Annotated in this window: 23 protein-coding genes and 1 pseudogene; 15 read left to right on the top strand and 9 right to left on the bottom strand. The window is 71.3% G+C overall.

Annotation, left to right across the window (positions count from 1 at the left end; genetic code table 11):
• The first annotated feature begins 119 nt into the window (after positions 1 to 119).
• Positions 120 to 1637, top strand: a complete 1518-nt coding sequence (locus ABZT02_RS41880; protein WP_356027774.1) for a glutamate-cysteine ligase family protein — start codon at positions 120 to 122, stop codon at positions 1635 to 1637.
• Between the two features lie 20 nt (positions 1638 to 1657).
• On the opposite strand, the gene ABZT02_RS41875 is transcribed toward ABZT02_RS41880, so the two are convergent.
• Positions 1658 to 3433, bottom strand: a complete 1776-nt coding sequence (locus ABZT02_RS41875) for a substrate-binding and VWA domain-containing protein (RefSeq protein ID WP_356027772.1) — start codon at positions 3431 to 3433, stop codon at positions 1658 to 1660.
• A gap of 210 nt (positions 3434 to 3643) precedes the next feature.
• On the opposite strand from ABZT02_RS41875, the gene ABZT02_RS41870 reads away from it, so the two are divergent.
• Entirely contained in the window at positions 3644 to 4444 is an 801-nt protein-coding gene (locus ABZT02_RS41870) for a type II CAAX endopeptidase family protein (protein ID WP_356027770.1), read from the top strand.
• Here the strand turns inward: ABZT02_RS41870 and ABZT02_RS41865 are convergent, their stop codons facing one another.
• Complete coding sequence (locus ABZT02_RS41865; RefSeq protein ID WP_356027768.1) at positions 4445 to 5257, bottom strand: PhzF family phenazine biosynthesis protein; 813 nt, start codon at positions 5255 to 5257, stop codon at positions 4445 to 4447.
• 169 nt (positions 5258 to 5426) lie between these two features.
• Between ABZT02_RS41865 and ABZT02_RS41860 the strand changes: the two genes are divergently transcribed.
• From ABZT02_RS41860 to ABZT02_RS41845, 4 genes are all read left to right on the top strand, one after another.
• Entirely contained in the window at positions 5427 to 6608 is a 1182-nt protein-coding gene (locus ABZT02_RS41860) for an FAD-dependent oxidoreductase (RefSeq protein ID WP_356027766.1), read from the top strand.
• 31 nt (positions 6609 to 6639) lie between these two features.
• On the top strand, positions 6640 to 7554 hold the full coding sequence (locus tag ABZT02_RS41855; protein ID WP_356027764.1) for an RNA polymerase sigma-70 factor: 915 nt from the start codon (positions 6640 to 6642) through the stop codon (positions 7552 to 7554).
• A 95-nt stretch (positions 7555 to 7649) separates the two neighbouring features.
• Entirely contained in the window at positions 7650 to 8537 is an 888-nt protein-coding gene (locus tag ABZT02_RS41850) for an alpha/beta hydrolase (RefSeq protein WP_356027762.1), read from the top strand.
• Positions 8538 to 8633: 96 nt separating this feature from the next.
• Complete coding sequence (locus ABZT02_RS41845; RefSeq protein WP_356027759.1) at positions 8634 to 9257, top strand: PadR family transcriptional regulator; 624 nt, start codon at positions 8634 to 8636, stop codon at positions 9255 to 9257.
• Between the two features lie 67 nt (positions 9258 to 9324).
• On the opposite strand, the gene ABZT02_RS41840 is transcribed toward ABZT02_RS41845, so the two are convergent.
• Both ABZT02_RS41840 and ABZT02_RS41835 read right to left on the bottom strand, forming a co-directional pair.
• Positions 9325 to 9753, bottom strand: coding sequence for an SRPBCC family protein (locus ABZT02_RS41840; protein WP_280852777.1), 429 nt, complete (start codon positions 9751 to 9753; stop codon positions 9325 to 9327).
• Between the two features lie 103 nt (positions 9754 to 9856).
• Positions 9857 to 10045 carry a hypothetical protein gene (locus ABZT02_RS41835; RefSeq protein WP_356027816.1) on the bottom strand — a complete coding sequence of 63 codons (189 nt, stop codon included), beginning with the start codon at positions 10043 to 10045 and terminating at the stop codon, positions 9857 to 9859.
• Between the two features lie 195 nt (positions 10046 to 10240).
• Between ABZT02_RS41835 and ABZT02_RS41830 the strand changes: the two genes are divergently transcribed.
• From ABZT02_RS41830 to ABZT02_RS41820, 3 genes are all read left to right on the top strand, one after another.
• Positions 10241 to 10807, top strand: a complete 567-nt coding sequence (locus ABZT02_RS41830; RefSeq protein WP_356027756.1) for a Clp protease N-terminal domain-containing protein — start codon at positions 10241 to 10243, stop codon at positions 10805 to 10807.
• A gap of 52 nt (positions 10808 to 10859) precedes the next feature.
• Entirely contained in the window at positions 10860 to 11882 is a 1023-nt protein-coding gene (locus ABZT02_RS41825) for an EamA family transporter (protein ID WP_356027754.1), read from the top strand.
• Between the two features lie 191 nt (positions 11883 to 12073).
• Entirely contained in the window at positions 12074 to 12985 is a 912-nt protein-coding gene (locus ABZT02_RS41820) for an EamA family transporter (RefSeq protein ID WP_356027751.1), read from the top strand.
• 37 nt (positions 12986 to 13022) lie between these two features.
• On the opposite strand, the gene ABZT02_RS41815 is transcribed toward ABZT02_RS41820, so the two are convergent.
• The gene (locus ABZT02_RS41815) at positions 13023 to 13655 is read right to left on the bottom strand and encodes an FMN-binding negative transcriptional regulator (RefSeq protein ID WP_356027749.1); all 633 of its coding nucleotides are present in this window, start codon (positions 13653 to 13655) and stop codon (positions 13023 to 13025) included.
• Entirely contained in the window at positions 13655 to 14338 is a 684-nt protein-coding gene (locus tag ABZT02_RS41810; RefSeq protein ID WP_356027746.1) for a pyridoxamine 5'-phosphate oxidase family protein, read from the bottom strand. Before ABZT02_RS41810 ends, ABZT02_RS41815 begins: the two co-directional genes overlap by 1 nt.
• A 35-nt stretch (positions 14339 to 14373) precedes the next feature.
• Between ABZT02_RS41810 and ABZT02_RS41805 the strand changes: the two genes are divergently transcribed.
• The gene (locus tag ABZT02_RS41805; protein WP_356027744.1) at positions 14374 to 15705 is read left to right on the top strand and encodes an aminotransferase class I/II-fold pyridoxal phosphate-dependent enzyme; all 1332 of its coding nucleotides are present in this window, start codon (positions 14374 to 14376) and stop codon (positions 15703 to 15705) included.
• Between the two features lie 80 nt (positions 15706 to 15785).
• Here the strand turns inward: ABZT02_RS41805 and ABZT02_RS41800 are convergent.
• A pseudogene (locus ABZT02_RS41800) lies at positions 15786 to 16720 on the bottom strand (DMT family transporter).
• 38 nt (positions 16721 to 16758) lie between these two features.
• Between ABZT02_RS41800 and ABZT02_RS41795 the strand changes: the two are divergent.
• A complete protein-coding gene (locus ABZT02_RS41795) occupies positions 16759 to 17667 on the top strand; it encodes a LysR family transcriptional regulator (protein ID WP_356027741.1) in 909 nt (302 codons plus the stop codon).
• 82 nt (positions 17668 to 17749) lie between these two features.
• On the opposite strand, the gene ABZT02_RS41790 is transcribed toward ABZT02_RS41795, so the two are convergent.
• Positions 17750 to 18217: a pyridoxamine 5'-phosphate oxidase family protein gene (locus ABZT02_RS41790; protein ID WP_356027739.1), complete on the bottom strand. Its 468-nt coding sequence runs from the start codon at positions 18215 to 18217 to the stop codon at positions 17750 to 17752.
• Positions 18218 to 18355: 138 nt separating this feature from the next.
• Between ABZT02_RS41790 and ABZT02_RS41785 the strand changes: the two genes are divergently transcribed.
• Entirely contained in the window at positions 18356 to 18997 is a 642-nt protein-coding gene (locus ABZT02_RS41785) for a cysteine hydrolase (RefSeq protein ID WP_356027737.1), read from the top strand.
• 4 nt (positions 18998 to 19001) lie between these two features.
• Here the strand turns inward: ABZT02_RS41785 and ABZT02_RS41780 are convergent, their stop codons facing one another.
• Positions 19002 to 19433, bottom strand: a complete 432-nt coding sequence (locus ABZT02_RS41780; protein WP_356027734.1) for a Rieske (2Fe-2S) protein — start codon at positions 19431 to 19433, stop codon at positions 19002 to 19004.
• Positions 19434 to 19522: 89 nt separating this feature from the next.
• Between ABZT02_RS41780 and ABZT02_RS41775 the strand changes: the two genes are divergently transcribed.
• The 3 genes from ABZT02_RS41775 (at position 19523) to fabG (ending at position 21627) form a co-directional block, all read left to right on the top strand.
• Entirely contained in the window at positions 19523 to 20287 is a 765-nt protein-coding gene (locus tag ABZT02_RS41775; protein WP_356027732.1) for a HipA family kinase, read from the top strand.
• Entirely contained in the window at positions 20284 to 20733 is a 450-nt protein-coding gene (locus ABZT02_RS41770; protein WP_356027729.1) for a DUF3037 domain-containing protein, read from the top strand. The genes ABZT02_RS41775 and ABZT02_RS41770 overlap by 4 nt, the downstream gene beginning before the upstream one ends.
• 132 nt (positions 20734 to 20865) lie before the next feature.
• A complete protein-coding gene (gene fabG, locus ABZT02_RS41765; RefSeq protein WP_356027727.1) occupies positions 20866 to 21627 on the top strand; it encodes a 3-oxoacyl-ACP reductase FabG in 762 nt (253 codons plus the stop codon).
• Positions 21628 to 21637 lie beyond the last annotated feature (10 nt).

The raw sequence follows: 21637 nt of genomic DNA, 5'->3' as shown, positions 1-21637 counted from the left end.
ATGTGCCACCGGTCACATCCGACAGCGTAGCGGGCTCGGGGCCGCGGCGGGACGTTACCGATCGTTCCGGCTGGGCATCATCCCACGTGAATCATGACGCAGCGAGGAAGGACCCATCGATGGGGGAGAAGGTCGTGGCAGGCCAGTTCGACCTGTCCGATCGCCAGCGCTACCGCGACAAGCTCCGCACGTGCCTGACGGGGCTGGAGCGGCTTCTGGCGGAGCAGCGGTTCGATCGCCCCAAGAATCTGATGGGGCTGGAGATCGAATTGAATCTGGTCGGCACCGACGGTATGCCGAAAATGCTGAATGGAGAGGTCCTCGAACGCATCGCAAGCCGAGATTTCCAAACAGAACTCGCCATGTTCAATCTGGAAGTCAACATAGCCCCACATCGACTGGGCGGCAGGGTATTCGACCGGCTCGCGGAGGAACTCCGTACCTCGCTGGCATATGCCGACCGTAAAGCGGGCGAGCTCGACGCGGGAATCGTGATGATCGGCATTCTGCCGACCCTCGACCGGGACGACCTGGTCTCCTCCAACCTCTCCGACGTCGACCGCTACACCCTGCTCAACGACCAGATCGTGGCCGCGCGCGGTGAGGAGTTCGTGCTCGACATCGACGGGGTGGAACGTCTCACCTGCACCTCGAAGTCCATCGCCCCGGAGGCCGCCTGCACCTCCGTACAGCTGCACCTCCAAGTCACCCCGGACCGCTTCGCCGACGTGTGGAACGCCGCACAGGCGGTGGCCGGCGTGCAGATAGCCGTCGGCGCCAACTCGCCCTTCCTGTTCGGCCGTGAGCTGTGGCGCGAGTCCCGGCCGCCGCTCTTCCAGCAGTCCACGGACACCCGCCCGCCGGAACTCCAGGCGCAGGGCGTGCGGCCGCGCACCTGGTTCGGGGAGCGGTGGATCTCCTCGGCGTACGACCTGTTCGAGGAGAACCTGCGCTACTTCCCGGCCCTGCTGCCGATCTGCGACGACGAGGACCCCCTGAAGGTCCTCGACGAGGGCGGGGTGCCCTCGCTCGCCGAACTCGTCCTGCACAACGGCACGGTGTACCGCTGGAACCGGCCCGTCTACGACATCGCCGACGGTGTCCCGCACCTGCGTGTCGAGAACCGCGTGCTGCCGGCCGGCCCCACCATCACGGACGTCATCGCCAACGCGGCCTTCTACTACGGCCTCGTCCGCGCCCTCGCCGAGGAGTCGCGGCCGGTGTGGACCCGGATGCCCTTCGAGGCGGCCGCGGCCAACTTCGACGCCGCCTGCCGCCACGGCATCGACGCGCGCATGACCTGGCCCCGCCGCGGCCGGCATGGCGGCACGGTCGAGGTCGACGCGGTGAGCCTCGTACGCGACGAACTGCTGCCGCTGGCCGAGGCCGGGCTCGCGGCGTGGGGCATCGAGCGCGCCGACCGGGACCTGTATCTCGGGGTGATCGAGGAGCGGTGCCGGCGCCGGGCCAACGGGGCGTCCTGGCAGGCGGCGACCTTCCACCGGGCCCTGGAGGCGGGACTGTCGCGGGACGCTGCGCTGGCGGCCACGACACGGCGGTACGGCGAGCTGATGCGCGAGGGAGAGCCGGTGCACACCTGGCCGGTCGGGCTGCCGGAGCCGGTCCGGCTGGGGTGAGGCCCCCGCCGGGCGCGGGGTCAGCCGCTGCCGCCCTTGGCACCCGCGGCCACGATGGCCTTCAGGATCACCGTGTGGATCTGGGCGGGGTCGTTGACCTGCTGGCCGGAACCGCCGGTGGCCCCGGCGAGCTGTTGGGCCTCCGCGCGGTCGGCGCCGGGGCCCACCGCGATCACGATCAGCGGGACCGGGCGTGCCGGGCTGGAGAGCTTCTCCAGTTCGGAGATCAACGCCCCGCGCGAAATGCTGCCGGGGTCCTGGTTGACACCGTCGGTCAGTACCACCAGCGCGTTGAACTTTCCCGCGGCGTAGGAGGACGTCGCCGCCTTGTACGCGGCGAGCGTGGTGTCGTACAGACCCGTCGCACCGCCCGGCACCGGCTCCAGACCGCCGAACGCCGCCGACAGCCGCTCCCGTTGGGTGCCGCCCGCGGCCGTGCTGTCGCCCAGTCGGTTGGTCGGCACGAGGATCTTGTAGTCCTTGTCGCCGTCGAGCTTCGTGGAGAACTCCCACAGGCCGATCTCGTCCTCCTGGGTGAAGGTGGCGAGGGCCTGGAGGAGGGACGCCCTGGTGACGTCCATCCGGGAGCGGCCGGTGCCCGGCACGGTCTCCGACATGGAGGAGGACGCGTCCACGACCGTGGTGATCCGCGCACTCTGCACGGTGATCGTCCAGGTGCCGAGGGCCTCCTGGAGGGCTGTCGCGGAGGCGGGCTCACCGGCCGCCGCCGCGTACGGCTGCGGCACCCTGCCCCCGGCCTTGGCGACCAGTGAGGCCGACACCTGGTCGCCGGAGGTCCTGAACCCCCGGTCCGTCAGCAGCTGTTGCTGCTCGGGCTTGCGCAGATACGTCATGAAGCGGATCGCCGCCCGGCTCTCGTCCGTGCTCAGCCTTTTCTCGTCGACGAGCGTGAACGGGTAGTCCAGCCGCGGTGAACCGTCCTCGGGGTAGAAGAAGTCCAATCCGTCCCCGGACTCCGCCGAGGAGTTGTACGCGAAGGCCGCCTGCTCGGACAGCACCAGCGCCTGATTGCGTTTCGGATTGCCCTGCTCGGTGCCCGAGGAGTCCCGCGGCAGCGTCTCCACGAGCTGGCCGTCGCTGTCGGAGATGCGCTGCGAGAGCGCCTTCATCATCGCCGCGGCCTGCGTCGCCCCGCCCTCGACCTGTCCCGCCGCACCGCTGAGCCGGGTCAGGGCGAGCAGCCCGGACGCGCTGCGCGCGGGGTCGGCGGCGCCCAGCTTGAGGGAGTCGTCCCGCAGGGTGGCGCCCGCCAGTTCGAGCCAGCCGTACGTCTTCTTGGGCCAGCCCAGCGACTTCGCGGCGGTCGGCACCATGGCCATCCCGACCGGGCTGGAGGCGACGTTGCCAACGCGGGCCACCTCCGTGGCGCCGGAGTCCGCGGAGATCTGCTCCACCCACAGGTCCGAGTCCGGCACCCACACCTGCGCGCCGGGGTCCTTGCCGGCCACGAGCGTGTCCCTGACCTTGTACGACTCTCGCGCGGTCACCGAGATGTCGACGCAGCGCCCGTCGGAGGTGAGGTTCTCGTCGTGGGCCCGCTCGGCCGCGGTGCGCAGGGCGGGGGCCACGTCGGGGGAGGCGGCGACCTCGATCCGTACCGCCTCGTCCCGGCAGGAGGAGCCGAAGGAGAGCAGACCGCCGTGGACGGCTGCGGCCGTACCGCCGGCGACGGTCAAAACGAGCACTGTCGCGATGGCCACGGTGCGGCGGCGGGCGCGTGGGCGGGGGTCGCTGCCGCCCGCCCCATACTGATCGGGCAAGCTGTGACGTCCCATGACGGTGGTGCCCCTCCCTGTCGACTCCCCGTGCCCGGACAGCCGTATCTGGCAGGAAAAGGTGGGAGGTACGCCCCGTACGGCGTCCGTCCCCCCGACGGCCTGTCGCGCACGAACTTCGTCAGTACTCACGATCTTCGTAAGTTCTTTCGAAGGACCCTAGCGGGGCGGAGTTGGGGATGAGGCTGGATTACTCAACTGGAGGCAGGTGTGCAGGCGGAGGAAGGGGCAGTGGCCGATTCTTTTCCGCAGAGGGCGCTCTCACGGAAGTTCTTCCGTGACGAGACGCTGCTCGTTCTGGGGCTTTCGCTCGGTGCGAGCGGTGTGTCCGCGCTGATCAGTTTTGTCGGATCGGTCACCAAACCAGGGGGTCTCAGGGACCAGGCGGCGACCCTCAACGCCTCGGCCGCGCCCGGCCGTCCCTGGCTGGATCTCGCCTGGCAGCTCTTCGGGATCGCGTCGGCCCTGGTGCCCGTCCTCCTGGTCGCGCACTTCCTGCTGCGCGAGGGGCAGAGCCTCAGGACCCTCGGCTTCGACCGCACCCGGCCGGGCCCCGACCTCGCCCGCGGGGCCGGGATCGCGGCCGTGATCGGCAGCACCGGAATCGCCTTCTACCTGGCCGCGCGCGGCCTGGGCTTCAACCTCACCGTGGTGCCGGAGGCCCTGCCCGACGTGTGGTGGAAGTACCCGGTGCTGATCCTCTCGGCGATGCAGAACGCGATCCTCGAAGAGGTGATCGTCGTCGGCTATCTGCTGCGCCGGCTGAACCAATTGGGCTGGACGCCGGGCACCGCCCTGGTGGCCAGTTCCGTACTGCGCGGCAGCTACCACCTCTACCAGGGCGTCGGCGGCTTCATCGGCAACATGGTCATGGGCGTGGTGTTCGTCTACCTGTACCGGCGGTGGGGCCGGGTGGGCCCCCTGGTGGTGGCGCATTCGCTGCTCGACATCGGGGCGTTCGTGGGATACGCGCTGCTCGCCGGGAAGGTGGGCTGGCTGCCGACCGCGTGATCAGGCGAGCAGCTCGCCCTCGATGACCGTGACCGCACGGCCCGTCAGCAGCGTGCGCTCACCGCGCAGCCCGGTGCGGACCCGGCCGGACCGGGGCGAGGCCTGCAGTCCGGTGAGATCCGTACGGCCGAGCTGCTCCGACCAGTAGGGCGCCAGGGCGGTGTGGGCGCTGCCGGTGACCGGGTCCTCGTCGATACCGACGTTCGGGAAGAAGCAGCGGGAGACGAAGTCGTAGCCCAGGTCCGGATTCTCGGCGCGGGCGGTGGCGATGATCCCGCGCTCCGAGTAGGCGGCCAGGGCCTTGAGATCCGGGCGCAGGGCGTGGACGGTCTTCTCGTCGGCCAGCTCGAGCAGCAGGTCGCCGATGTTCGGGCCGGTGTCGAAGGCGGTGAGCGGCTCGGTGCCCAGCGCCTCGGCGACCCCCTCGGGAAGCGCGACCCGGGTGAGCGGGGCCGTCGGGAAGTCCAGGGTGATCGAGCCGTCCTCGCCGGGTGTGGCGACGAGGACCCCGCTGCGGGTCGCGAACCGTACCGGATCCCGGTGGATGCCGGTGCTGAACAGGACGTGGGCCGTGGCGAGCGTCGCGTGGCCGCACATGTCGACCTCGGTGGCGGGCGTGAACCACCGCAGCGCCCAGTCGGCCTCGCCACCCCCGGGGAGCCGGTGCGCGAAGGCCGTCTCTGCGTGGTTGACCTCCAGGGCGATGTTCTGGAGCCGCTCGTCGTCCGGGAAGGTGTCGTCCAGGAGCAGGACCCCGGCCGGGTTGCCGGCGAAGGCTCGGTCGGTGAAGGCGTCGACGATTCGGATACGCATGGGCTGACGGTACGGGGCGGTCCGGCGCCGGGGACAAGGCCAATCCGGATTCGCTGGACCGATTTCCCCATCGATTCTCCGCACCGAGAAGTGACCTGGCTCACAAGCTGTCACAGGGGCCTCCCGCCCGGTGTCTTGAGGCCGAACCCCTTGAGACGGAGGAGACACCATGAGCACCGAAGTCATCGTGATCGGCGGCGGATACGCGGGTGTCATGGCGGCCAACCGCCTGACCCTGCGCGACGACGTGACCGTGACCCTGGTCAACCCGCGCCCGAGCTTCGTCGAGCGGATCCGGCTGCACCAGCTGGTCGGCGGCTCCCACGACGCGGTCGTCCCCTACCGGAAGGTCCTTGCCGAGCGGGTCCGGCTGGTCGTCGACACCGTGACCGGGATCGACGCGGCGGGGCGCAACGTGAGCCTGGCGAGCGGAGAGACGCTCGGATACGACTACCTGGTCTACGCGGTGGGCAGCGGCAGCGCCGACCCGGACGTGCCCGGAGCGGCCGAGTTCGCCCGTCCGATCGCCACACTGGAGGACGCGCGGCGACTGCGGCCCCTCGTCGACGCCCTGCCCTCGACGGCTCCGGTGACGGTGGTGGGGGCCGGCCCGGCCGGTATCGAGACCGCCGCCGAACTGGCGGAGGAGGGCCGCGCGGTGACCCTCGTCTGCGGCGGCGTGCTCGGCCCGTACCTGCACCCGCGGGGCCGGCTCTCGGTCGCGCGGCGCCTCACCCGGCTCGGGGTGACCGTCCTCGAAGGCCCCGGCACCAAGGTCACGGCCGTGACCCGCGACGCCGTACGGCTCGACGACGGGCGCGAGCTCCTGAGCGAGGTGACCATCTGGACCGCCGGATTCGGCGTGCCGGACCTGGCCGCGCGCAGCGGGCTGAGCACCGACGCCCTGGGCCGCCTGCGCACCGACGAGACCCTGACCAGCGTGGACGACGAGCGCATTGTCGCCGCCGGCGACTCGGCGGCGCCGTCGGACCTGCCGTACCGGATGGGCTGCCAGTCCGCGGTACAGCTGGGCCCGCAGGCCGCGCAGACCGTGCTCAGCCGGATCGCGGGCGAGCGGCCCGCCACCGCCGACGTCGGGTTCGCCGGCCAGTGCATCAGCCTGGGCCGTCGTGTCGGGATCTTCCAGTTCGCGCGCAAGGACGACACCGCGATCAGCCTCCACCTCGGCGGTTTCCTCGGTGCGAAGCTCAAGGAGATCGTCTGCCGGAGCACCGTCTGGCAGCTCGGGTACGAGGCGCGCAAGCCCGGTGTCCGCACCTGGTGGGCGAAGGACGCCACGCGCGGGCAGAAGCTGACCGAAGCGCGGGCCACCGCCGACCAGGCGGCCTGAGCCGCGCGTTCCACGGGGGAAGGACCCACACATGAGCGAGCACACCACCGACCCGGCGACCGAGACGTTCGTCGCCCACCGCAACCTGCTCTTCACCGTCGCCTACGAGATGCTCGGCTCGGCGGCCGACGCGGAGGACGTCCTCCAGGAGACCTGGCTGCGGTGGGTCAGGGTCGACCTCGCGCAGGTCCAGGACCGGCGCGCCTACCTGGTCCGCATCACCACCCGCCAGGCTCTCAACCGGCTGCGCACCATGACCCGCCGCAAGGAGGCGTACGTGGGGCCCTGGCTGCCCGAGCCGCTGCTCACCGCGCCGGACGTGGCCGAGGACGTGGAACTGTCCGAGAGCCTGTCGATGGCGCTGATGTGTGTCCTGGAGACCTTGTCACCGACCGAGCGTGCGGTGTTCGTGCTGCGGGAGGTGTTCGACGTCGACTACGACGAGATCGCGGCCGCCGTGGAGAAGAGCCCCGAGGCGGTGCGCCAGATCGCCCACCGCGCCCGCCGCCACGTCGACGCCCGGCGGCCCCGCAGGGCGGCCTCCGCAGGTGAGACGCGGGCAGCGGTGGAGTCGTTCCGGCGCGCCCTGGAGACCGGCGACCTCCAGGGACTGCTCGACGTGCTCGCCCCCGACGTCGTCCTGGTCAGCGACGGCGGCGGCGTCAAGCAGGCCGCGCCCCGGCCGATCGCCGGCGCCGACAAGGTGGCCCGCTTCATCAGGGGCGGTATCGCCAAGTTCACCGTCACGCTGACCGGCGAGGCCACCGAGGTCAACGGCAGCCCGGCGCTCGTCCTTCGGGTGAACGGCGAGATCGACGGCGTCCTCGCGGCCCGCGTCGAGGACGGCCGTATCACCGGCCTGTACTACGTCCGCAACCCGGAGAAGCTGACCCGGGTCGGGTCGCAGACTCCGCTGACCCTGCGACCGGCGGCGACAGGGGAGTGACACACCGCCCGCCGAACACCCATTGCGCTCTCGACGCCGAGCATTCATTATCAGGATTCCTGTTAATTTAATCTTGTAGCGATGGGTGTTCAGTCATGCCGTTCAGCCCCGGAATCAAGGCCAGGGGGATCCAGCTCCTGCTCGGCTGCGTGATGTCCCGTGTGCACAAGGACCTGCGCTTCACCGACATCCCGGCGCGCACCGAGCCCCTTCGGGTGGAGACCGGCGCCGGGCCGGTGACGTGCACCGTCTACCGCCCGCCGGCCACCGATGCCCCCGCCCCCGTGTACGTCAACTTCCACGGCGGCGGGTTCGTGGTCGCCCGCCCCGAGCAGGACGACCACATCTGCCGCTACATCGCCGCCACGGCCGGCTGTGTCGTGATCAACGTCGACTACGCGGTCTCGCCCCAGCGGCCCTACCCCGCGCCCGTCACCCAGGCCTACGACGTCACCGCGTGGGTCGTCGAGAACGGCGCCGCCGGCGGCTGGGACGGTTCGCGGCTCGCTGTCGGCGGACACAGCGCCGGGGGCAACCTGACCGCCGCGGTGTGCCGCCTGGCCAGGGAGCGCGGCACCTTCACCCCCCGGCTCCAGATCATCGACTCCGCACCGACGGACCAGCTCGCCGACCCGGCCACCAAGCGGTCCCTCGTCGCCAAGCCGCTGCTCACCCCGCAGATCATGCGGATCTTCACCGCCGCCTACGTCCCCGACCCCGCCGATCGCGCCCACCCCCTCGTCTCGCCCGGACTCGCCGACGACCTCGCGGGCCTTCCTCCCGCCCTGGTCATCACCGCGGAGAACGACCGCCTGCGCGACGAGGGGGACGCCTACGCCAAGGCCCTGGAGGCGGCCGGGGTTCCGGTCACCCACCGCGTCTTCGAGGGCGTCGACCACTACTTCACCCACACGGGCCCGGTCACGGCCGGAAAAGAGGCCATCGACCTGATGGCCACCACGCTGCGCGACGCCTTGAGCTGACCCTCCTCGGCACTGCCATGGGGCCTTGCCACGCGATCGGTTCCGATATATCGTTGAAGCATCGCGACAGATCAACGATGGAATGGAGTGATGGCGATGCGTTCCCACGGATTCGAGCGTGGACACGGTGGAGCCGGTCGTCGGGGCCGTGGTGGTCCCGAGAGCCTGCGGGCCGCCTTCGGGCCCTTCGGTCCGGGCGGTCCCGGTGGCCCCGGTTTCGGAGGGCCGGGCTTCGGCCCCGGGCCCTGGGGGCCGAGGGGTCGGGGCGGACCCAGGGGGAGGGCGCGGCGCGGCGACGTGCGCGCCTCGATCCTGGCCCTGCTCAAGGACCGGCCGATGCACGGTTACGAGATGATCCAGGAGATCGCCGAGCGCAGTGGCGGGGCGTGGAAGCCCAGCCCCGGCTCGGTGTACCCCACCCTCCAGTTGCTGGAGGACGAGGGGCTGATCTCCAGTGAGACCGAGGGCGGCAAGAAGCTGTTCTCGCTCACCGAGGCCGGCCGTAGCGCGGCCGACGAGGGTCCCGACGCGCCCTGGGAGGAAGCCTCCCGCGGCATCGACTTCGAGGCACTCGGCGAGATCCGGCAGGCCGGCTTCGGTCTGATGGAGGCCTTCGGCCAGGTCTGGAAGACCGGCAGCAAGGAACAGCGCGAGAAGGCGGTGGCCGTCATCAACGAGGCCCGCAAGAAGCTGTACCTCATCCTCGCCGACGAGGGCTGATCACAGGCGTACGGCGGTGACTGCGCCCCGGGAAGAGATTCCCGGGGCGTCTTCGCGTGCCCTGCCGTCAGGACACCAGCCCGGCCAGTTTCCGCAGCGATTCGTTGAGGGCGGCGGTGCCCGAATCCTTCAGTTTGCCCGCCATCAGCGAGACGGCGGCGCCCGTGAACTCGCCGTCGATCCGGACCGTGGTGGCGTCGCCGTCGGGCGTCAGTGTGTAGCGCGTGGCCACGCTCACCGCCATCGGGCCCTTGCCCCGGATGGCGAACAGCCGGGCCGGCTCCACCTGGTCGATGGTCCACTCGACCTCGGCGGGGAAGCCCATCAGCTTCATGTTCTCCTGGAAGGTCCCGCCCGGTTCGAGGACCGTCGGGCCGCCCTTGGGGAAGCTGGTGTGCGTCGCGTTCCACTCCCCGTACGCGGACCAGTCGGTGAGCTGGGCCCAGACCTTCTCCGCGGGTGCCGGGATGCGTGCCTCCGCGCTGATTTCCGCCATGCGGCCACCTCTTCGTGTGGGCTGTGGTGTCGCGGAAAGTAGCCGCAGGGGCTGCAACATTCAATACTGATTGACCGTCAGAAAGTGTGGGGGCGTGGGACGTTCAGCCCACCCGACGTATCTCCGCCGCGTCGATGAGGTCCCACGCGCGCGGGAACGCGCTCTCGTCGTGACAGTGCCACGCCTCCCAGAACAGGTCGGCGAGCAGCGCGTCCTCCGGGGCGTACACCCGGTACACGTACCGCTTGCCGTCCACGGCCGGCAGCGTCACCAGCCAGCTCCAGCTCTCCACGCCTGTGTGGGACGACCGGCGGTCGCGTGGCGGTTGCGCGAGAGGCGCACGACAAGGCGGCGCGCCACCGGGACACAAAGGTCTGATGTCCTCCGTAAGGAGGAGATCGCGGCCGCGGGCTCCGCTCTCCGTGGGACGCGAAGATGCTTCCCCTCGGGGATGTCCGGATGAGCCGGGGCTGATGGGGTGGGGGATGTGCACCCCCATATCCCCCGGCAGTCGGCCCGCGAACCGAGCGGCCCGCCGCCGGGCCGTCCGGACGACGACGTCAGGCTCAGCGCGGAACTGACAGCGGTGGTGTCCGGTGCCCGCAGGCGCGCACTGAGGGACGGGGACCGGCAGATCGACACGGCCCATCTGCTGCACTCGCTGCTGGACGCCGACGCCGAGGCGTACGCCGTCCTCGACGCGGAACCCCAGCTGCCGCGGCTCCTCGGGTATCTCGTGCAGCGCAGCATCGGCTACGGACTGCGCTGGCAGGGCACCGTCGAGGACTCCGGCGCGGTCCCCGTGGTGACGGCGGCCGACGGTTTCTCGCCGCTCGCCGCGGGCGCCATGGAACACGCCCGCGCCCGGGCTGCGCACCGCGCCGACGGGCCCGCCCGCGGGATCGACCTGCTCGCGGCCATTCTGGTGGACCCCGAGTCCCGGGCCGTAGAGGTGCTGACCCGGGCGGGAATTGACGCCCGGGCCGTGTTCGCGCGGATCGACGACCACCAGCCCGGAGGCCTGTGGGACGGCCCGCCCCGGTCCAGCCGCTGAGACAGGAGTCAACGGGCGTGACGCTCATGTCGTCCCCTGTCATCATGGGCCGGTGCATACGTCTGAGAGCAGCAGGGCGGCCGGTGACGGCAAGGGAGTCGGTCCCGGTGACGGCAAGGGTGTCGGGCTCGGTCTCGCGCTGGTGTCCGCGCTCGCCTTCGGCGGATCCGGGGTCGCGGCCAAGCCGTTGATCGAGGCGGGTCTCGATCCGCTCCACGTGGTGTGGCTGCGGGTGGCGGGCGCCGCCCTGGTGATGCTGCCGCTCGCCGTCCGCCATCGCGCGCTGCTGCGCAGCCGTCCGGCTCTGCTGGCCGGCTTCGGGCTGCTCGGCGTGGCGGGCGTACAGGCCTTCTACTTCGCCTCGATCTCCCGTATCCCGGTCGGTGTCGCCCTGCTCGTCGAGTACCTCGCCCCGGCCCTGGTGCTCGGCTGGGTGCGGTTCGTGCAGCGGCGGCCGGTCACCCGCGCCGCCGCGTTCGGCGTGGTCCTCGCGGTCGGTGGACTCGCCTGTGTCGTCGAGGTCTGGTCGGGCCTGAGCTTCGACGCCCTCGGACTGCTCCTCGCGCTCGGCGCCGCCTGCTGCCAGGTCGGCTACTTCGTCCTGTCCGACCAGGGCAGCGACTCCGGCGAGGCCCCCGACCCGCTCGGCGTGATCGCGTACGGCCTGCTCGTGGGCACCGCCGTCCTGACCGCCGTGGCCCACCCCTGGACGATGGACTTCTCCGTCCTTGCGCAGCGCGCCGACATGAACGGCACCCCGGTCGCGGCCGGGCTGCTGCTCGGCTGGATCGTGCTGATCGCCACCGTCCTCGCTTACGTCACCGGAGTGGTCTCGGTACGCAGGCTCTCACCGGCGATAGCGGGGGTCGTGGCCTGTCTCGAAGCGGTCGTCGCGACCGTCCTCGCCTGGGTGCTGCTGGGCGAACACCTCTCGGCACCGCAGATCGTGGGCGGCGCGGTCGTCTTGCTGGGCGCCTTCATCGCGCAGTCCTCGACCCCGGCCAAGGGCTCCGTGGAGCCGGTCGCGGCCGGTGCCGCCGAAAGTCGGTTGTCCGCCCGGGAAAACGCCCTCTAGGCTTCGGGATCATGCATACGCGCACTCTCATCGTCTCTCCGCCGGCCGCCTGAGGCGGGCCCTCCGGAGACCACGCCCGGTCCGTCGCCGGGCTGAACGGTGCTGCCCGCAGACGAAGTCCGCGGACCCCGCCGGTGAGCGGGCGTCCTCTTCCGAACTTCCGCGCCTCGGCGCGACTGCGGAGAGAACACGTGTCGCATGCTTCCTCAGGCCTGCCCGTAGGGCGAGGCCTCGTCTACCTGATCATCGCCGGTACCACCTGGGGCACCGCCGGAGCGGTAGCCTCCCTGACCTACCGGACCAGTGACCTGGGCCCGGTGTCCCTGTCCTTCTGGCGCTGCACGACCGGGCTGGCGGTGCTGCTCGCCGTCCGTCTCGTACGGCCACGCGCGCGTACGGCCATCTCGGAACCGTTCGGCCGCAGGGCCTTGCGGGTCGGCGCGTCGGGCGTCGGGCTCGCGGTGTTCCAGACCGCCTACTTCGCCGCCGTACGGTCCACCGGGCTCGCCGTGGCCACGGTCGTCACCCTCGGCGCCGGACCCGTGCTCATCGCGCTCGGGGCCCGCCTCACCCTCGGGGAGCGGCTCGGGCGCGGCGGAGCCGTCGCCGTCGCCGGAGCACTCGCCGGACTCGGTGTGCTGATGCTGGGCGGTGCGGACGCGTCGGTACGCCCGACGGGTGTGCTGCTCGGGCTGCTGTCGGCGGCCGGCTGCTGTGTGATGACGCTGATCACCCGCGCCGCCCGGGCGGAGTCCTCCGGGACGTCCGTGGCGGTGTTCGCGGTCACCAGCCTCTGTCTGCTGCCCCTCGCGCTGGACGAGGGCCTGCTCCCGCACACGGCCCGACCCGGGCTGCTCCTGGTTCTGCTGGGCTACCTGGCGACCGTCCCCACGGCTCTCGCCTACGGCCTCTACTTCGCGGCCGCCGCGGTCGTCCGCTCCACCACCGTCTCCGTGATCATGCTGCTCGAACCGGTGAGCGCGGCGGTCCTGGCCGTCCTGCTGTTCGGTGAGCGCCTCACCCCGGCCGTCGTCCTCGGCACCGTGCTGATGCTGGGCGCGGTCGCGGGACTCGCGGTGACGGAGGCGCGGGTACCCGCCTGACAGACGGAGGGGCCCTTCTCGGTGAAGGGCCCCTCCTTCAGGCGCGCTGCCGCCGCAGCAGGTGTTCGCGTGCCGCCGCGTCTCCGGGACCGCCCCGGTCCGCCAGCCCGTCCGCGATCCGCTCCCGCACCTCCGCGGTCCGCTTGCCGGCGTACTTGAACTTCGCCCGTACGCCGGTCACTTCGAGCCGCAGCCCGCGAATCCCCGACAGCATCCTCCCGAACGGCACCTCGCCGACCGCCACGCGCGCGGAGCCGCCCTCCGGCTGGAAGTGGCCGACCTGCTGGTTCAGGAGCGAGGCCTTCTCGGCCGGGTCGTCCACCACGTGGGCCCGGCAACGCAGCTGGACCGCCGCGTAGAAGCTGGTGGGCGTGCCGTGCTCGGACGGTCCGTCCGGGTCGGCCTGCCACGGGCCCGGGATGTACGCGTAGTCGTCGACCACGCTCAGCAGGCAGTCCGGACTCGCCTCCAGCGCACCCCACAGCGGGTTGGGCCGCGCGAGGTGGGTGAGGACCTCGCCCCGTGCGGGGTCGAAGGCGAAGTGCAGCGGCTGGACGAACGGATGCTCGCCCGCGAGGCCGTTGACGGCGAGCTGCCCGAAGTCGTGGACGGCCAGCCACTGTTGCCACTCGGCGTCGTCCCGGGCCGCGTCCCAGGGGTGGATCAGCATCACAGCACCGCCAGGTAGTCCGGGACCTCGGTACCGGGGACCAGGTCGGCGTCGGCGACCGGGGTGCCGTAGCCCTTGCGCAGCGGGACCACGCCGGCCCAGTGGGGGAGGGCGAGGTCCTCGGGTTCGTCGTTGACACCGCCGGTGCGGAGCTTGGCGGAGACCTCGTCGAGGTCGAGGCGGATGACGGCGGTGGCGGCCAGCTCCTTCTTGTTGGCGGGCCGGGAGTCGTGAGCCCGCCCGGGAACCACATGGTCGACCAGGGCGTCGAGGGCGAGGCGCTTCTCCTCGGGGTCCGTGACGTCGTACGCGAGTCCGTGCACCACCACGGACCGGTAGTTGATCGAGTGGTGGAAGGCCGAGCGGGCCAGGATCAGCGCGTCGACGTGGGTGACCGTCAGGCACACCGGCAGCCCGGGGTCGGCCTGGCCGGTCATCCGCAGCGGGCGCGAACCGGTCGAGCCGTGGACGTACAGGCGCTCGCCCACCCGCCCGTACAGCGTGGGCAGCACCACCGGAGTGCCGTCCCGGACGAAGCCGAGGTGGCAGACGTAGCCCTCGTCGAGTATCGAGTGCACCAGGTCCCGGTCGTACGAGGCCCGGTCGGGGGAGCGCGTCGGGACGGTGCGGTCGGTCGGCGCGTAGGCGGTCGGCTCCGGCGTGGTCGCGGTGGTCCCCTGCATTGCGGTCTCCATTGCACTAGTGCATAATCTGCTTTGTGCTAGGAGAATATCGGATCACAGGGCGACGCGCAGCAGAGATTGCGGCCGGCATCGAGCGCGCGGTGGGTGCCGGAAAGCTGGAGCCCGGCCAACTGCTGCCTCCCATGCGAGAGTTGGCGAACGAGCTGGGGGTGAATCCCAATACGGTCGCGGCGGCGTACCGCACTCTGCGGGAGCGCGGGGTCATCGAGACCGCCGGGCGCAGGGGCAGCCGGGTCCGGTCGAAGCCGGCGACCACGGGGCGCGAGTACATCGGGGTCGAGGTCCCGGACGGCGTGCGGAACGTGGCGAACGGCAACCCGGACCCCGCACTGCTGCCCCCGTTGGCGCCTGCCTTCGCGGCGGCCGCCGCACAGGGCGACCGCGAGCCGGTCCTGTACGGAGAGGCGAGTGTGGACCCGGACCTGGCGCGCCTGGCGCGCAAGGCCCTCGACGCGGACGGCGTTCCGGACGGCCCTCTCGCCGTCGCCTCCGGATCCCTCGACGTGATCGAGCGCGTCCTGGCCGCCCACCTCAAGCCGGGTGACACGGTCGCCGTGGAGGACCCCGGCTGGGGGAGCCTCCTCGACCTGGTCCCGGCGCTGGGGCTGCGGATCGCCCCGGTGGGCGTCGACGACGAGGGGCCGCGTCCCGAAGACGTACGCCGGGCCCTGGAGTCGGGCGCGCGAGCCCTGATCGTCACCGACCGGGCCCAGAACCCGACCGGCGCCTCGGTGACCGCCACACGTGCGCGTGCCCTCCGCGCGGTCCTCGAGGAGCATCCGGACGTCCTCCTCGTCGAGGACGACCACGGCCACGGCATCGTCGACCTCCCCCTGCACCCCCTGGCCGGAGTCACCCGCCACTGGGCCTTCGTCCGCTCGGTGGCCAAGGCCTACGGCCCCGATCTGCGCCTTGCCGTGCTCACCGGCGACGAGGTCACCGTCGACCGTGTCCACGGCCGCCACCGCCTGGGCCCCGGCTGGGTCAGCCGAATCACCCAACGGGCGGTGGCGCACCTGTGGGCGGACGGCGTGCTCGACACCACGAGGGTTGCGGCCGCCTACCGCGAGCGCCGCGACCGGCTGATCGACGCACTGGCGAAACGCGGAGTCGAGGCCCACGGCCGCAGCGGTCTCAACGTGTGGATCCCGGTCCCGGACGAGACGGGCGCGGTGTCCCGCCTGCTGCACGCGGGCTGGGCGGTGGCCCCGGGAGCCCGCTTCAGGATGGGCGCCCCGCAGGGAATCAGGGTGACGGTGGCGACGCTGGGGGGCGACGAAGTCCCCCCGCTGGCGGACGCGATCGCGAAGTCTGTGGGCCCGGCATCGACGCGGAACCATGTATAGAGGCGGAAAGCCAACCTACCCAGGGGCGCGGCCTGCCACATGCGACCCGCGCCCGCCAACAGTCCACGCATCCCACCCCCTTAGGAACCCCGCCGCACCTGAGTCAACGCGGCCCCCGCCATAACGACCACGCCGACTCCCCGAGCACCGCGATCCCCGCCCCCGTGGCGATGACCGGAATGAAGTACGTGACCATCTGCGCGGTCGTCGGCCCCACCTCCGCCACCAGCCCGTACTGCAGGAGCACGGCCACTCCCGTACCGAGCGCGCCGAGACCGGCGACGGCAAGCAGGGGAAGCACCTCGATGTGCGTCGGTATCCCGGCGAACAGCGGTGTGATGACCGCCAGTTGCAGTGTGGCCAGCAGCAACTGCGCCCCCGTCAGGGATATGTGGGAGTACCCCACCCCCGCCAGCGTCCGCCGCACGTAGATCCACCCGATGGGATAGCTGAGCGAGGCCAGCAGAGCCATCACCGTGCCGGCGAAGTCCAGCCCGCTGAAGCCCTGCCACGCACCGAGAACGGTCAGCACTCCCAGAAACCCGAGCCCCAGCCCCGCGACACGCACGCGCGTGGGCCGGTCCTCGGACAGTGCGACGAGGGACAGAACCATCCCCCACAACGGTGAGGTCGCGTTGCAGATCCCCGCCAGCGTGGACGGGATCGTCAACTCCGCGTAGGCGAAGAGCGAGAACGGCAGCGCGTTCAACAGGAACGCGGCTACCGCCAGGTGCCCCCATGTCCGCACCCCGCGAGGCAGCCGCTGCCGCTTCACCACCATTGCCCCCACCAGCACTAGCGCCCCGAACAACAGGCGGCCGAGCGTCACCTGGAACGGCGCGTACCCCTCGGTGCCCACCTTGATGAGCAGAAAGCTGAATCCCCAGATCAGCGACAGCACGCCGAAGCGCAGGCGCCAGTCGAGGGCAGGGCGGCGGGAGTCCCGAACCGGGGCTTCGGTGACGGTCGCGGTGGTCATGCCGACCACGATCCAGCACATGATCTCGTAGCACAAGCGAGAATTTCAGCGAGATATCTCGTAGGATCGCTTACATGTTGAACCTGGAGCGTCTGCGCACCCTCGACGCCCTCGCCCGGCACGGCTCGGTCAGCGGCGCCGCCGAGGGCCTGCACATCACGACCTCGGCCGTCTCCCAGCAGATGTCCAAGCTGGAGCGCGAGGTCGGCCAGCAGCTCCTCGCCAAGAACGGCCGGGGGGTGCGGCTCACCGACGCCGGCCGGCTCCTCGCCGACCACGCGGCACGCATCCTGTCCCAGGTCGAACTCGCCCAGTCCGACCTGGAGGCCCAACGCGGCCAAGTGGTCGGGGAGTTGCGACTCGCCGCGTTCCCGACGGCAGCGCGTGGACTGTTCCCCGTCGCGATCGCCGGACTGCGCTCGGCGCATCCGGACCTGCGGATCGGCTCGCGCGAGATGGAGCCGGAGGCCGCGGTCCTCGCCGTGCTCCGCGGGGACCACGACCTCGCGGTCGTCCTGGACTGGTACAACAAGCCCCTGCCCATGCCGGAGGGGCTGGTGAAGGCCTCGATCGTCGACGACACGGCCGATGTGGCGATGCCCGCGACCCACCGCCACGCGCACCGCAGCGAGGTCGACCTGGAGGACTTCGCCGACGACGACTGGATCACCTGGGGCGAGGGGGAGTTCTGTGACGAGTGGCTGATGCACACCCTGCGCTCCAAGGGCATCGAACCGCGCGTCGCGCACCGCGCGGAGGAGCATCCGACCCAACTCGCCCTGGTCGGCGCCGGACTCGGCGTGTGCGTGGCGCCCCGGCTGGGGCGCGGGCCGGTCCCGGAGGGCGTGCGGACCGTGCCCGTGCGGCAGTCGGTCAGCCGGCACATCTACGCCGTGTGGCGTGCGGACGCCGACCGCCGCCCGTCGATCCGGGCGGCGGTCGAGGCACTGAAGTCGGCTGCGGAGAAAGCCGTTTGCGCCTGAACCCGTGCGGTCCGGCGGAACGGGCCCGCGTCAAGGCGCCGGTGAGGCGCTGTCCTTCGCGGTCGTCGTCCGCCGGACAGGCCTACGCCGAGCCGAGCTTGCGGAAGTCCCAGGAGACGATCTTCTCCGGGGTCAGCCGTATCCACGCGTGCCGTCCGTCGTGCGGCATCTCCTCCAGGCGGAAGTTCTTGCGGGCGAACAGCGTCTCCGGGACGTCGAGTTCCGCGCACAGCTCGCCGGTTCGGGGAGCCTCGCCCACGAAGTCCACGGCACCTGACAGCTCCACGCCCTGCAGCTCGTCGTACTCCTCACCCGTGTCGACCACGATCGCGACCCGCGGATCGCGGCGCAGGTCCGTCCAGCGCTTGCTGCGCACCACGGAGTACAGCCACATCGAGGTGCCGTCCCAGGCGAACCACAGCGTGCTCACATGCGGAGCGCCGTCGGTGGAGACCGTGGCGACCCGGCAGGTGCGCTGGCTGGTGAGGAACTCGTCCAGCTCGCCCGGCGTCATCATGATCTTCCGGCCCCGGCGCTGAGTGACGGTCATACATCCCCCTCTGTCTCTCACGTCGTGCCAGAGGAGAGATCCTCTGACATCACGTCAGAAAAGGATGGGTTGTCTTCCGTCTCCACGCAATGGTGGCTACTGTCACCGGCTCCGGACCACCGGCGACGAGGGGGAGCCGTGCCGTCGTACGACCGACTCAGCGAACTGCTCGATCCCGGGGCCACCGTCCTGCTCACCGTCGAGTGCCAGCAAGGCGTCGTCGGACCGCAGAGCGCGCTGCCCGAACTCGCCCACGCGGCACGGGCCTCGGGCGCTCTCGCCAACGTCGCCCGCCTGGTCGCCGCCGCGCACGACAGCGGGGTCCAGGTGATCCACGCGATCGCCGAACGCCGTCCGGACGGGCGCGGCGCGAACCGCAACGCCCGCCTCTTCAGCGCCGCCGAGCGCCTGCCCGTCCAGCAGCTCTCCGGGACCACCGCGGTGCGGGTGGCGGCCCCGATCGAGGTGCGCGAGGAGGACTTCGTCGTACGGCGGCTGCACGGCCTGTCGCCGATCCAGGGCACCGAGGTCGACGCGCTGCTGCGCAACCTCGGCTGCCGCACCCTGGTCGTGACCGGGGTCTCCGCCAACGTGGCGGTGCCCAACGCCGTCTTCGACGCGGTGAACCGCGGCTACAGGGCCGTGGTGGTGACGGACGCCGTCGCCGGGGTGCCCTCCGACTACATCCCGGCGATGATCCGTCACACGCTCGCCCTCGTCGCCACCCTCGCGACCACGGACGAGGTGCTGGCCTGTCTGCAACGGTCCCGCCGCGGGTGACATCTCATGCGAGCGAGATGGAGTCGCCGCTGACGGTGATCTTCTCCTCGGGCAGCGGCTGGGTCGCAGGACCCTTCTTCACGCTGCCGTCGGCCACCGAGAACTCGCTCTTGTGGCACGGACAGGTGATGACCCCGTCGGTGATGCCCGACACCGCGCATCCCTGGTGGGTGCACTTCGACGAGAACGCCTTGAACTGACCCGCCGTGGGCTGGGTGACCACGACCCCCGAGTCCTTGAAGATCTTGCCGCCGCCCTCGGGGATGTCCGAGGTCTTCGCCAGGACGCTGCCGGCGGCGGCCGTGTCCGACGACGAGGAGGGCTCGTCCTCCGACCCGCACGCGTTCAAGGTGAGGGCGAGCCCCGCCGCGCCGACCGCCGCCACGACGACCCGGCGACTGGGGGCCGATGCGGGATGAATCGATTCGCTGGCCATGCTGACGTCCCCTTCCACGGAATCCGAACTGCCCTGAGGTACGGCCCCGGAGTGCCTGTTGTTCAGACACCCCCCAGTAACCTGGGGCGATGCTCAAGGAAGCCATCGCGACCCGCTACATCACGCCTCTGCGTGAGGGCGGCTCGCTGCCGGGGCTCGTCGAGGCCGACGACCGCGGGACGTACGTCATCAAGTTCACCGGCGCGGGCCAGGGTCGCAAGACGCTGGTCGCCGAGGTGGTGGCCGGGGAGCTCGCCCGCCGGCTCGGCTTCCGGGTGCCGCGGCTCCGCACGCTCGACCTCGACCCCGACCTGGGACTCGGCGAGCCGGACGAGCGGGTGCAGGAGCTTCTCAAGTCCAGCGGCGGCACGAACCTCGGCATGGACTTCCTCTCCGGAGCGCTCGGCTTCGACCCGCTCGCCTTCCCGGTGAGCCCCGAGGAGGCGGGCCGGATCGTCTGGTTCGACGCGCTGGTCAACAACGTCGACCGCTCCTGGCGCAACCCCAACCTGCTGTGGTGGCGGCGCGAGGTGTGGCTCATCGACCACGGTGCGACCATGATCTGGCAGCACAACTGGCCCGGCGCCGAGAAGTCCGCCGCCCGTCCCTACGACGCCTCGGACCACGTCCTGAGGCCCTTCGCGCCGGACGTCGCCGCTGCCGCCGCCGAACTGGCCCCCCGGGTCACCGAGGACCTGCTCGCCGAGGTCACCGCCGAGATCCCGGACGCCTGGCTGGCGGAGGAGCCCGGCTTCGGCACCCCGGACGAGCTCAGGAGGGCGTACGCCCGGCCCCTGCTCCTGCGGGCCGCCGCGGTCCACGAACGCATCACCGGCATCGAGGGGGGCAAGTGAGCGAGCGCCACATCCACATGGCCGGCAGCGTGGTCGAGCGCCACGTCATCAGGGGCGGCCGCAGCAGCGAGCGGGACGTCTACGAGTACGCCCTGCTGCGGGTCGTCCCCCGGATCGAGCGCGGTGAGTGCATCAACGCCGGCGTGCTCGTGTACTGCCGCGCCAAGGCCTACGTCGGCGTGCGCACCCACCTCGACGAGGACCGGCTGCGGGCGCTCGACCCGGACGCGGACGCGGCCGGTGTCCGGGCCGCGCTGCGGGCCGTCGAGGCGGTCTGTGAGGGCAGGGAGGCCGCCGGACCGGCCGCGCGGGACGACGCCGGACGCCGCTTCCGGTGGCTCGTCGCCCCCCGCTCCGCGATCGTCCAGCCGGGCCCCGTGCACACCGGACTCACCCTGGATCCGGCGGCCGAACCGGAGCGCCTGCTCGACCTGCTGGTGAGGTAATGGATCACACCGGTCCCGTGGGACGTTGACACCGCGTGCCAGGGCTTCTAGCGTCACGTCTGCCGAAGGTACTAAGCGGTCGCTCACCGACCCGGTCGGGCCGAACGTTCTCAAGGGCGAGGAGAATCAGCAATGTCCACCACTGAGCAGCGGGTAGCCGTCGTCACCGGTGCCGCGCGCGGCATCGGCGCCGCCACCGCCGTACGACTGGCGGCCGAGGGCCGCGCGGTCGCCGTGATCGATCTCGACGAGGCCGCCTGCAAGGACACCGTGGAGAAGATCACCGCGGCCGGCGGCCGGGCCATCGCGGTCGGCGCGGACGTCTCCGACGAGGCACAGGTGCAGGCCGCCATCGCGCGCGTGGCCGAGGAGCTCGGCGCGCCGACGATCCTCGTGAACAACGCGGGCGTGCTCCGCGACAACCTGCTGTTCAAGATGAGCGTCGCCGACTGGGACACCGTCCTGAACGTGCACCTCAAGGGCTCGTTCCTGGTGACCAAGGCCGTCCAGAAGCACATGGTCGACGCGGGCTTCGGCCGGATCGTCAACCTGTCCTCCTCCTCGGCGCTCGGCAACCGCGGCCAGGCCAACTACTCCGCCGCCAAGGCCGGGCTCCAGGGCTTCACCAAGACCCTCGCCATCGAGCTCGGCAAGTTCGGCATCACCGCCAACGCCGTCGCCCCCGGCTTCATCGCCACCGACATGACCGCCGCGACCGCCGAACGCGTCGGCATGGGCTTCGAGGAGTTCAAGGCCGCGGCCGCCACCCAGATCCCGGTCGCGCGCGTCGGCGAGCCGGAGGACATCGCCAACGCCATCGCCTTCTTCACGGGCGAGGCGGCCGGATTCGTCTCCGGCCAGGTGCTGTACGTCGCCGGCGGACCGCTCGACTAGGGGAACGGGA

This window comes from Streptomyces sp. NPDC005402 (assembly GCF_040606575.1).
GTDB lineage: Bacteria > Actinomycetota > Actinomycetes > Streptomycetales > Streptomycetaceae > Streptomyces.
The sequence above is the reverse complement of the archived record's forward strand: the minus strand, read 5'-3'. Positions and strand labels throughout refer to the sequence as shown.